Below are 13,039 nucleotides of genomic sequence, written 5' to 3'. Positions count from 1 at the left end.
TTCTTAATAAATGTACTTATATAATTTCATACGTGCAAGGAGCAGTTTTCTTCAACTGGTAATCACCAGCACCTTCAAGTCTCACTTTAATATCAGAAATAACTACTATATCCCCTAATCTAGTTTTTCTTATAGCAGCTTTTGCACGCTCATTCATTCTATTGCCTTGTACAACAATACTAGGTTGTCCTGGTATTTGTAAAACAAAACTTGTTACAGTCAAGTTAACCTCAAAATCAAAGTCTTCTAATTTTGCACCTACCGTAACCACTTCTAGATTACTCTTAGGTCCTTTAGCAGCGAATTCTCCTCTAACAGTACCTCTAGGAGAAGGAATATCTTTAATACGAAATATCTTACTATCACGAACAGTTTCACCATTAGGTAAAGTACCTGAAACATTTATTGTTAATTCCCTTCCAGCTTGAGGTCTTAACGAATACTTACCAGCGCCACCAGCTTTACTCAATCCAGGAGCTGAAGCCACTACTTTATCATCAGATATTCCAGCAAAAGAAATTGTCAATGGGTTATTAACACCACGATAAACAACATTCATCTTATCAGCCGAAACAGTTGCTGAGTTAGGTTTAGGCACTACAACATAGTTACCTTTAATATCAATATCAACAGGTTTACCATCTTCCATAAAAGTAAACTTACCGTTAATATTATGTTCACCAACATTTCCAGCACCAAATGCAATACGTACTTGACCATTATCAAGACTTTTTGATAAGTCTAATTTTTGACCATTAACTACAACATTAGTAGGTACAGTAGAACTATCATAACGTCCTAAAACTACTTTACCAGTAAAACTTTCACCACTGAAATATGCAGACTTATCAGGAATTACAATTGCATTATAATTCTTCATAGAAACTGCTTCGATCAATTTATTTCCCAACAATAAATTATAAGCATCTTGCTCCATCACACGTGCATCATTCTGCATAGCAGACAACTTAGTTAAAGAAGCAATAGCAGGGAATCCTTGAAAATTATACATTAGATAAGGTTTCGTAACACCACTTTTATCTTTAACATCACTTAAATCAAAGTTTTTATCAAACTTTTCCATCAGTAATTTAAATGCTGCATCCTTTCCAACTAAATCATATACTTGTTGTTTATAATCCTTGATAATAGTAAGAAAATCCTCACCTTCAGTAGATAATTTATCTCCTTTAAACCATAAATTATCAAGCACATCACTTTTATCCATTGTCTCAAATGGCAAAGTACCATCTTCCTCTCTATAAGTCTTAACTATCAATTCTTTAGAAAGATCAATTTTACTAATAAAATTATTAGTAATTTGATTAATTTGTTTAGCTACTTTATATGCACTAGCAAACTTAGCTGGATCATCATTGGCTTTACTTTCTAATTGCGCCAATGAAATCTCTTGATTATTTTTTGCTAAAGCAGTAGTAGTTTCTTCAAACTTTTCATTTACCATTCCAAAAGCAGATAAAACCTCACGTGACATCTGAAGTGCCATCATTGCGATAAACACCAGATACATCAGGTTAATCATTTTTTGTCTAGGCGTCAGTTTTTGTTTTGCCATTACTCTATAATAGTTTTAAATTATAAATTAATTAGCATTTCTGTTCCCGCCACCCATAGCAGAAAGCATTCCGCCATATACGTTGTTCAAAGAAGCTAAATTATTTGTCAATGCTTGCATTTGCTCTTTTAACTGAGCATTATTCTCTGCTACAGCCTTATTAATCTCAGCGTTAGCAGTTGCACTTTCTAATTGAACTTTATACATTTTATTTAAAGACTCTAGTTGTTGAGCAGCTAAAGTCATCTCATTAGCATATTTTTGCGTCGAAGCTACAGAATCAACTGTTGGAGCAATTTCTTTAGATGCTGCTTCAAAATTGCGAATACTTTTACCTAAACTATTCATCAACTCACCATCTATTTTAGCATCTTTTAATAATTGATCTAATTTTTTAGAAAGTGAACTTTCTGCATCTTGTGGTTCTACTATAACATCTTTAGCTTTTCTAAGAGTTTTTGCTTCTCCATCTTTAAGCTCTGGGTAAACTTTAGCCCAATCCAATTCTTCATCTACTGGTTCAAAAGCAGAAATAGCAAAAATAAATGCCTCTACCAATAAACCTATTGTCAACATATTATTACCGTTGAACCAACCAAATTCCATGTGAGTAATCTTGAATAATGCTCCTATGATTACTACTGAAGCTCCCATTCCATAACAGAAGTTCATCACTTTTTTAGATATTGCCATAGCCTATATATCTTTTTTTTATGATTTTCTTTTTTATTAACGAGCCATTTTAGCGGCATTTGTACGAGATAATGAACCTGAAACAGATTGAACGGTTCTAAATCCTATATAACTACGTGCTGAATCAGCATATTCTGAATCACGAGTTGCAACTTGTAAGAAATAAGCTGGATCTCTCCAAGAACCACCTCTTACTACTTTTAATGGATTATCACTTGGTCTATTTCTCGGTTTTAATGATGACATAAAATCATAAGAAGAAACCTCATAAGGAGAACTTGTCCACTCTGATACATTACCTGCCATGTTATATAAGTTATAACCATTTGGTGGATATGCTCTTACATCTGCAGTATATAAAGCCCCGTCAGCTGCATAATCAAAACGTGTTGGTTTAAAGTTTGCCATAAAACACCCTTTTTCATCTGTCGCATAAGGACCACCCCATGGGTACATACCTCCTTCAAGACCACCTCTAGCAGCATATTCCCATTCACTTTCCATTGGTAAACGGAATTCATGAACTTCAGGATTTTGTTTTGTATTCTTTAAATGAGTATTCTTATACATTGTTCTCCAAGCAGCAAATGCTTTAGCTTGATACCAATTAACACCTACTACAGGATATTCTCCAAAAGCCTCATGCCAAAAATAATCATTGTGCATTGGTTCATTATAAGAATACTGGAACTCCTTAATCCATCTGGTTGTATCAGGATAAATTAGTAATGTTTCAGTTTTTAAATGTCTATTACGTTTACCTCTTGGATCAGTACCTTGATCTCTAGTAGCAGACTCAACATCAATATAAGTATATTTAAACTTCAATTTAGACGCATCGAAAGTAGTTATTCCATTATATGTTTCACTAGCAGGAATATATAATGAATCCATTACTTCTACATAATACTCGTCTGGATACTTATTTGGATCAGTAACCAAATTAACATTTTTATTTAAACGACGTCCAGCATAGATATCATCACTCATATCCATACTGTAGTAGTTATCATACATATAGCGTTGATAAGGAGTCATTTTATCAAGATTCTCCTCAGAATCTAAAAAAGCGTAAGCTCCAATTCCTCCTGCTTCTTTATTCATTCCCATATCATCAGCTGCAATTGCCAATTTAGTACGAATAACAGAATCTTTAACCCATTCAACAAATTTTCGGTATTGATTGTTACTAATTTCAGTTTCATCCATATAGAATGAACCAATAGTAACTGTTTTAGTAGGAGCATCCTGCGCACCAAGGAAATCTTCATTAGATTGACCCATTGTAAAAGTACCTCCAGGTATTAAAGACATACCATGAGGTTTAGTGCTACGCCATCTCTTACCAGGTTCACCTCCCATCAATTCACCTCTATCTCCAGTACCACAACTGAATAATAAGGCTGCAATTGCTCCTAACGTAATTATCTTCTTCATATTAATTTTAAGTTTTTTATATACTGTACTCTTAAAAATTCAATGCGTTAATTTTTCTGTAAAAATAAACAAAACAAAGATGAAATTTAATTAACATTTAATATTTCTTATTTTTTTAAAGAAATTAAGTGTTATAACATACTTCTTCTTAATATTCGCCACCATCTTTCTGGTATTTCCTGCTTTATAGTTTCCTCATAATCTTTATAAGAACAAGGCAAGATAAAGTTCATTTCATTTGTTTCCTCATTATGTATAGGAACTTCAACCCACCATCGATCTGACATATTACTTTTATAAAATATAAAATCATCATATCCCTCTACTGGCACAATATATTTTAGATAATGCTCACGCTTAACAAAAGGATATTCATTTGTTCGATAGTTGACACCTTCTATAAAATACCAAATGATTTGTGCTATTAATAACGCTTCACTTTTATTATTATTATAATTAAAAACACCAAAAGATGAAACTCTATCACTTAAACCAGAATATCTTGCTAATGCACAAATCTCCCTCCCATCAAAACCATTAGGGTTAAATTGTTCAAAATCACCCGAATCTGATGATTTTACAGCATTCATATCTAAACTTATAATATCTGCATCTCTAAGAATAGGTTCTACATTTTTTAATTCTTGTAAAATTTCACCTATTCTATATGCTTCAAAATAAAGACTTTCAATAAGATCAATTTCTTCTTGTGAATTAAAATAAGTTTGGTAACCTAAATTCGAGAAATTTAATAAACTGACTGGCTCTTCTAAAATAATGCGAGATAAAAAACTTTCTGCTGCTATTCCAGTCCCTTTGGCAATATCTAATTTCGAATCAATTGAAACAATATTTACTAATTTTTTAATCGTTTCATACCCACGATATATCCCATATGTCATATCCTGAGAACCTCCGATTATAATTGGCAAAACATTGTTTTTAACCAAATCTGCCACAAGTTTTTTTATTAAAAAATAAGTATCTTCAATACTTGCTCCTGGTAATACATCTCCGAAGTCTACAATACTCAATCCCCAGTTTCCAGGATACAATGAATAAAATGCTTTACGAATTTTACCTATATCAATAATAGATTCATCATCTCCACATCCTCTATTATCCTTTAAACCGATAATAGCAATTTGGTATTTATTATAGTCATCAAATTCTCTCCCAGTAAAAAAAGTAACTTTTTTCCCTAGTGATTGACTTGGCAAACTATCTATAAAATTAAGAATATCTTTATCTAAAGGTTTTAATAATTCGTATATCATTTCTTATTTTTTAGCCTTTGTAGTACTTTTCTTTACTGTACTGGTTTTCTTAGTAGTACTCGTCTTTTTAGCTGTACTTTTTTTCTTTGCAGGAGCTTTTTCTTCAATAATTTTGGTCACTTGTTCCAACGTTAAGGCAGCAGCATCGATATCTTTACTTAACTCAATTTTTGTCTTTCCTTGCAAAATAACTGATCGCCCCCAACGTGCTTTTTCTACGCGAATACCTTCTGCTTTCCAATCATGTATAACTTTATCTTTTTCTTTCTGAATCTTATCGCTGATTAACTCATTAATATCCTCTTGAGATAAATTATCAAAATTATATTTTTTACTTACATTAATAAATAAACCATTCCATTTTAAATATGGGCCGAACCTCCCCACACCTTTTTGCACTGGTAAATCTTGATAAGTAGCAATTGGTGCATCAGCTGCTTCTTTTTCTTTAATAAGCTCTACTGCTCTTTCAAAAGAAACATCTAAAGGCTCTTCACCTTTCGGCAAAGAAATAAATGTTTTCCCAACTCTAACATATGGACCAAACCTTCCATTATTTACCTCAACTTCTTCTCCTTTATATTCTCCTAATGCCTTAGGTAATAAAAATAAAGTAAGCGCTTCCTCTAATGTTATCGTTCCAATATTCTGATCTGGTGCTAAACTTGCAAATTGTTTTTCAGTATCATCTGCATCACCAATTTGTGCAACTGGTCCAAATTTTCCTAAACGCACTAAAACAGGTTTTCCTGTTGCAGGATCTTCTCCTAAAATACGTTCTCCAGATTCACGTTCTGCGTTTTCTTCAACATCTTTTACATTTGGGTGAAAATGATCATAAAACTCTCTCATCATTTTAGCCCAATTTTCATTCCCTTCAGCAATAGCATCGAAATCCTCCTCTACTTTTGCAGTAAAATTATAATCCAAAATAGTTTTAAAATTCTTTACTAAGAAATCATTTACCACTATTCCTATGTCAGTCGGTATTAACTTTCCTTTGTCAGAACCAGTTTTTTCAACAAGTTCTTTTACTTTCACCTGATCATTTAAAAATTCAAGTTGTTTATAACCTCTTTCTTTTCCTTCAGTTGTTCCCTTTTCTACATAATTACGATTAATAATTGTAGAAATTGTAGGTGCATAAGTAGATGGTCTCCCTATTCCCAATTCTTCAAGTTTCTTAACCAAAGAGGCCTCTGTATAGCGTGCAGCAGGTTTAGAATATCTTTGGGTAGCAACTAAGGAATTTCTGAATAATTCTTCTCCTACACGTAAACTTGGCAATATACCTTCTACTTCTTCATCCTCATCATCATGTCCTTCTAAATAAACTTTTAAAAAACCATCAAAAAGTAACACTTCTCCACTTGCAGCAAATTGATCTTGATATTTATTTGATGCAATACGAACATTTGTACGCTCTAATTTTGCATCACTCATTTGAGAGGCTAGTGTACGTTTCCAAATCAAATCATATAACCTTGCTTGATCACGATCTACTTTTGCAATATGTAAAGCCATATTAGTAGGACGAATAGCTTCGTGGGCTTCTTGAGCTCCTTTACTTTTTGTAGTATAAGTTCTTGGTTTAGAATACTCTTTCCCATAAGATTTACTAATCTCAGCAGCAGCAGCAGACATAGCATCGTTAGAAAGATTAACGCTATCTGTTCTCATATATGTAATGAGTCCACTCTCATACAAACGTTGTGCTAAAGTCATCGTCTGTCCTACTGAGTAATGTAGTTTACGAGCCGCCTCTTGTTGTAACGTAGATGTTGTAAAAGGTGCTGCAGGTGACTTTTTAGCTGGTTTAGTTTCTAAATCACTTACTTTGTAAAGTGCCCCAGCATTTAATTCTAAAAATTCTTTTGCTTCTTTCTCAGTCGCAAAACTTTTTGGAAGTTTAGCTTTTACAATTTTACCATCCACTGTTTTGAATTCAGCGGATATAGCAAATGATGAATTTACCTTAAACTCATTAATTTCTTTCTCTCTCTCAACAATCAAACGCACTGCCACAGACTGAACTCTACCAGCAGACAATCCGCCTTTTACTTTCTTCCAGAGAACCGGAGAAAGCTCATATCCCACTAAGCGATCAAGTACTCTTCTAGCTTGTTGCGCATTAACTAAATTATAATCAATTTGTCGAGGATTTTCAATAGCCTTTAATATTGCATTTTTAGTAATTTCATGAAATACAATACGTTTTGTTTTCTCCTTCTTCAAATTTAGTTCTTCTGCCAAATGCCATGCAATAGCCTCTCCTTCACGGTCTTCATCGGAAGCTAACCAAACTGTCTCAGCCTTCTTAGAAAGATCTTTCAATTTTTTTACAACAGCTCGTTTATCTGCTGAAACCTCATATGTAGGTTTGAAATTATTTTCAACATCTACTCCTATCTCTTTTGAAGGCAAATCTGCTATATGCCCATAACTTGACTCAACTTGATAATCCTGTCCTAAAAATTTTTCTATAGTTTTTGCCTTAGCAGGTGACTCAACAATCACTAAATTTTTTGCCATACTTCATTAATTTGAAGAGCAAAAATATAGGATTTTTTTTAATATATCCGTTCAGAACCTTATTAATCCATTTTTTTCAAAGTCTTACACATATAAACTTATGTAACTAAAATGACAAGATATCTACTTTAATAGCATTATTTACAATCCGTTTTTTGATAATAATTCATTAACTACACCACTATTACATTTCAATTACGAAAAACACAATTTAAATAAACCCAAAAATTCATTTCTTTTTAATCAAAAAACACACAAATAATCGTACATATATTCATAGAATCAATCATATACTGACTTTACTAGTTGGAAAAAACAGCTTACTAAACAGTTTTTTAAGATAATCTTTTACCTCGAATTTATACCATAATCCACTTATTGACTAGAATCATCATTTTAATCTCAATTTCCACTAAGCTCAAAAACTCACTAATAAAAGCCATTTTTTTCATATTTTAACACTATAACCATACTTTTATTTTTATAATCACTATTTTTGTTGTTATATATTTATAACAGATGAAGCGAATTATTCTTTTTATATGCTTAAGTACAATCTTTTTATCATGCAAAAAAATTATTAAAGATCCTTTGCAGATAGCTTATAATGATTCTATTAAAGCATCACCGCTCACGACTACTAATCTAATTGCAATAGATTCAAATTTAGTTACTTCACAAAATATTGAATTATATAAATTATATAAAGACAATAATTTTAAAACTGTATGGGGAAGTGAAAAAAACAGAAGTCAACTCATACATTCACTTAACGAACTTAAAAATGATGGTATTAATATTACCAGATACCCTATTGATGAGCTAAACTCTTTTAACAAGCAATATGACAAACTTAATGATGATGAAAAAATCAAAGCTGATTTTCTATTCTCAGATTCATATTTTAAAAGTACAAATGATATAATGAATGGTGTTTTAAATCCTAAACGTTTATATAATGACTGGGATTTAAATAAAAAAGAATTCAATGCACCTACAACTTTATTACGCGCAGTGAATAATGATGCAGTTTCGGATTCATATGATAGTATTCGACCTCATCATAAGGTATATAACAATCTAAGAGAAAAACTTATAGCCCTTGACAATCTTAAAAAAGACACCCTTACAGTAATTAATGATAAAATAACGATTAATGACACTGTTAAGAATATTAAATCTTTAAAAAAACATTTAAGCTTTTTATCTATCTATCCTGATAGCTTAGAAATAAATGACATTTATAATAAAGAATTAAAAAGTACAATAGAAAATATTCAAAAGAAATATAAAATCTCAATAAATGGGATTCCTAACGCCAATACAATAAAAGCAATTACAGAAGAAGAACAATTGTTGAAAGAAAAACTCATTGTCAATCTTGAGCGCTGGAGATGGTATCCTAAAAACTTTGGTGAACACTATATTTTAATCAATATTGCAGATTTTAGTTTAGTGGCTGTTAGTAAAAATGACACTTTAAATAGACATAAAATAATTGTAGGAACAACCGCTAGAAAAACGCCTATCTTAACTTCAAAACTAACAACAATTGTTTTAAACCCAACATGGACAGTGCCTCCTACAATTTTAAAAAATGATGTTGTACCTAGAGCAAAAAATGATTCTACATATTTTAACAATCGAAATTTCACGATATATGACAAAGCTACAGGAAAAGCAGTAACTACAGAAAATTGGAAACCCGAAAAATTTAATTCCTATCGTTATGTCCAAAAAGGTGGACAAGGAAACACATTAGGAAGGATTAAATTCATGTTTAACAATAATTATTCTGTATACTTACATGATACCCCTAATAAAGCTTACTTCAACCGCACAGCACGAAATATGAGTTCTGGATGTGTGAGAGTCCAAGATCCTTTTGACCTTGCACAATTCGTATTTAATATACAGAAAAATGATATTACGAAAGAAAAAATTGAAGAAATACTAAAATCACAAAAGACAAATAATATAAAAACCTCTGAAGAAGATGTATTCATTTATCAGTTCTACTGGACAATACAGATAGAAGATAATGGGAAAATCACTTACTTTAATGACGTCTATAAGTATGATGATAATTTGTACTCAAAACTAAAATAAAACAACAAAGGCTGGAACAGTAAATTCCAGCCTTTGTTGTTTTATCCTTTCATTTTTCTAGACAAATAATGAACGTTTCATATAATCACTACTTGGATAATATATATATAAACATGAATTTTCTTTAATTAATTCTATCAAGGTCTGATTTATCTCAACTGGCACAGCTGGACACCCATAACTTCTACCTAATCGACCTTGTGTTTTGACTAACTCTTCGCTTGCGTAATCAGCGCCATGAATAACTATTGCTCTGACTCTAGCATTATCATTAATCCCTCTTTCTAATCCATCTAAACGTAATGAAAATCCATTTCTACCATTATAAGTTTCTCCTGTTTTATAAAACCCCAGACTACTCATATGTGAATTAATACGATTAGAGAAAGACACCGCATATTCATCACCCGTTTTTTTCCCATGGGCTACATAAGATTGCAATACAATCTCAAACTTTTCCATATCGATAACCCAAAGTCGCTTCACAGAAGATGAAACACTAAAATCTACAATTGTTAATTTTTGATTAGTAACATCTCCCTTTTCCTTTAATTTAAAATAACCTTTTAATGCATTAGTAAACACCTTAGCAGAAGGCGCATTGAATCCATTTAATTCTAAACTATTATAAATTGAATAAGCCTTTGTTTCAAAACTTTCACTTACTTCTACAGCTTCGCTCTCTCTTACCTCTTCTATATTTTTACTGTTAACGAGATACTCATGATGCTCATCTACCTTACTTACTTCTGCTCCTGCACCGATTAAAGTGAAAGCTATCGCCATAAATGACAAAAACTTATATTTCATTATTTGCTAATTTTTAAGGGGTTATAATCAAAGAAACGTAAAAATATAAAAAATATTTTAATCAAATATTTTTTTTTACAGTAACACAACTCAATCGCTACCACTTTTAACACAAACGCTATAGCTTAACTTACTATATAACCTAGTAAATACAATAATTACCTAATAATAAAACTTACATCTTTCATTTTTATAAATACCAAAAAAGTTCATTATTCAAATTATTGAAGTCATCTTGACTTTTTAATTTTCTGAAACTTCTTTGTCATATAACAATAAAAGTCATAAGATTCCATATTATCCAACTAGATAAATGACAACGAATTAATTGTGTAAAGAATGAAAGCTACCTGAGCAAAAAAACACCTCACTTTTTTTTAAGCCAAAAAAACATACCTAACTCAATTACAAGACTTTAACTAAAAAAACAATGTAATGAGTAAAAAATGGAATGCTTGCCAAAACTAGTATTCATAAGGACTCAAGCTAAATCCTTTAACAGTTCTTCAACAATTCCCCATGATTGCTCTATATAGAGGGCTATTTGTTGAAGGAATCTTGAAGAACTGTTGAAGCATTGTTGAAAAAATCATATCGCCTATAGTTATAAAGGAGCATGACGAATCAATTATTCCATGAATCCATTAATTATTAAAAGTTGGAAAATAAAACAGCTGTAATGAATTGGATGAGCGCTAATAGAATGAAGTCGTCTTGACATTCTAGTATTCTGAAATATCGATACCTCATCTTTATTTCTCAAAAGTCAAGATGACCTCATTATAAACAAAGAAGGCTTTTCAAAATAATACTATCATAAAACACTTAAATATCAAGAATATCCTCAAAACTTTTTTATTCAATTTATACAGAGTAGTTATTGAACTCGCCTACCAATAACAACCTATTTTATTTTTCTAGAATTATCAATAAACACTGAAATAAAAGCATTGTTTTTAAATAATAGTCAACCTGATTTCAATAAGTATCCGTAAATTTGTATAGCACAACTTAATAATATTTAATATTTAAGGCTATGAACAAAAAAGTAATCTTAATGATTTTAGATGGTTGGGGACAAACCCAAGATCCTAAAGTCTCAGCTATTGAACATGCAAATACACCATTCATTGACAGTCTATATACAAAATACCCTAATAGTTATGTACTTACAGATGGTCTAAATGTTGGACTCCCAAAAGGTCAAATGGGAAATTCTGAAGTTGGTCATATGAATTTAGGTGCTGGTCGTATTGTCTACCAAGATTTGGTTAAAATCAATATGGCGGTTGAAAATAATACTATTGCAGATGAGCCTGTTTTAAAACAAGCTTTTGAATATGCTAAACAAAACAATAAGAAAGTACATTTCTTAGGTTTATTATCTGATGGTGGAGTACACTCCCATGAACAACACCTCTATGGTCTAGTAAAAGCAGCCAATAATGCGGGTGTAAAAGATATTAACATTCACGCATTTACAGATGGAAGAGACGTAGATCCTAAATCTGGAGTAAAACACATCGAAAATTTACAAAAAGAATTAGAAGGTACTAATGGGAAATTAGCTTCTATTATTGGTCGCTATTATGCGATGGATAGAGATAAACGTTGGGAGAGAGTAGCGTTAGCTTATCACCTTTTAGTTAATGGGCAAGGTGAGCATTCTCATGATGCTATAAAAAGTATTGAAAAAAGCTATGCAGAAGGTATTACTGATGAATTTATCAAACCTATCGTAATGGTAGATAGTAATAATCAACCAATCGGAGAGATAAAAGCAGATGATGTTGTTATTTTCTTTAATTTCAGAACTGATCGTGGTCGTGAATTAACCAATGTATTATCACAAGAAGATCACCCTGATCAAAACATGAAAAAACTAGCATTATATTTTGTCACTTTAACAAATTATGATGATACGTTTAAAAATATCCATGTAGTATATGATAAAGAAAATTTACATAATACGTTAGGAGAAGTCTTAGAACGCCATGGTAAAAAACAAATAAGAATCGCTGAAACAGAAAAATATCCACACGTAACTTTCTTCTTTTCTGGAGGTCGAGAAGTGCCTTTTGAAGGAGAACAACGATTATTATGTCCTTCACCAAAAGTAGCAACGTATGACTTAAAACCAGAAATGAGCGCTTACGATTTGAAAGATGCTTTAATCCCCGAATTAAAAAAAGGAGAAGTAGATTTTGTTTGTTTAAATTTTGCAAACGGAGATATGGTAGGACATACAGGAGTGATGGAAGCAGCTATTAAAGCTTGTGAAGCCGTAGATCAATGTGTGAAAGAAGTTGTAACAACAGCACTTGAAAACGGATATACAACTATTATTCTAGCTGATCATGGAAACTGCGAAGTAATGATTAATCCAGATGGTACACCTAATACTGCGCACACAACCAATCCAGTACCAATTATCATCGTAGACAAAGATATAAAAGAGGTACACAATGGAATATTAGGGGATCTAGCGCCTACAATATTAAAATTAATTGGCATTCCGCAACCAGAAGAAATGACAAGACATTCTTTGGTATAAGCCATTATTTTAAAAAAAAATGAGAGAGAAGTAATATTACTTCTCTCTCTT

8 protein-coding genes are annotated in these 13,039 nt (G+C 31.6%); 2 read left to right on the top strand and 6 right to left on the bottom strand.

The window, feature by feature from the left end:
* Positions 1-16: 16 nt before the first annotated feature.
* The 5 genes from porM to topA all read right to left on the bottom strand — a co-directional run bounded on the left by porM (position 17) and on the right by topA (position 7,515).
* Entirely contained in the window at positions 17-1,576 is a 1,560-nt protein-coding gene (gene porM / locus RH98_RS07360) for a type IX secretion system motor protein PorM/GldM (RefSeq protein ID WP_010252532.1), read from the bottom strand.
* A gap of 27 nt (positions 1,577-1,603) precedes the next feature.
* A complete protein-coding gene (gene porL / locus RH98_RS07355; protein ID WP_010252529.1) occupies positions 1,604-2,269 on the bottom strand; it encodes a type IX secretion system motor protein PorL/GldL in 666 nt (221 codons plus the stop codon).
* A 36-nt stretch (positions 2,270-2,305) separates the two neighbouring features.
* Complete coding sequence (porK, locus tag RH98_RS07350) at positions 2,306-3,706, bottom strand: T9SS ring complex lipoprotein PorK/GldK (protein ID WP_010252527.1); 1,401 nt, start codon at positions 3,704-3,706, stop codon at positions 2,306-2,308.
* A 131-nt stretch (positions 3,707-3,837) separates the two neighbouring features.
* A complete protein-coding gene (locus tag RH98_RS07345; protein WP_010252525.1) occupies positions 3,838-4,983 on the bottom strand; it encodes a formimidoylglutamase in 1,146 nt (381 codons plus the stop codon).
* A gap of 3 nt (positions 4,984-4,986) precedes the next feature.
* Positions 4,987-7,515 carry a type I DNA topoisomerase gene (gene topA / locus RH98_RS07340; RefSeq protein ID WP_010252523.1) on the bottom strand — a complete coding sequence of 843 codons (2,529 nt, stop codon included), beginning with the start codon at positions 7,513-7,515 and terminating at the stop codon, positions 4,987-4,989.
* A 519-nt stretch (positions 7,516-8,034) separates the two neighbouring features.
* On the opposite strand from topA, the gene RH98_RS07335 reads away from it, so the two are divergent.
* Positions 8,035-9,624: a L,D-transpeptidase family protein gene (locus tag RH98_RS07335; RefSeq protein WP_010252520.1), complete on the top strand. Its 1,590-nt coding sequence runs from the start codon at positions 8,035-8,037 to the stop codon at positions 9,622-9,624.
* A gap of 57 nt (positions 9,625-9,681) precedes the next feature.
* Here RH98_RS07335 and RH98_RS07330 read toward each other — a convergent pair whose 3' ends face one another.
* A complete protein-coding gene (locus RH98_RS07330; RefSeq protein ID WP_010252518.1) occupies positions 9,682-10,434 on the bottom strand; it encodes a murein L,D-transpeptidase catalytic domain family protein in 753 nt (250 codons plus the stop codon).
* 1,036 nt (positions 10,435-11,470) lie between these two features.
* Between RH98_RS07330 and gpmI the strand changes: the two genes are divergently transcribed.
* A complete protein-coding gene (gene gpmI / locus RH98_RS07325; RefSeq protein ID WP_010252516.1) occupies positions 11,471-12,988 on the top strand; it encodes a 2,3-bisphosphoglycerate-independent phosphoglycerate mutase in 1,518 nt (505 codons plus the stop codon).
* Positions 12,989-13,039 lie beyond the last annotated feature (51 nt).

The sequence above is a fragment of the Myroides injenensis M09-0166 genome, assembly GCF_000246945.1.
Lineage (GTDB): Bacteria > Bacteroidota > Bacteroidia > Flavobacteriales > Flavobacteriaceae > Flavobacterium > Flavobacterium injenense.
Note: the sequence above shows the minus strand (reverse complement) of the source record. Positions and strands in the feature narration are given on the sequence as shown.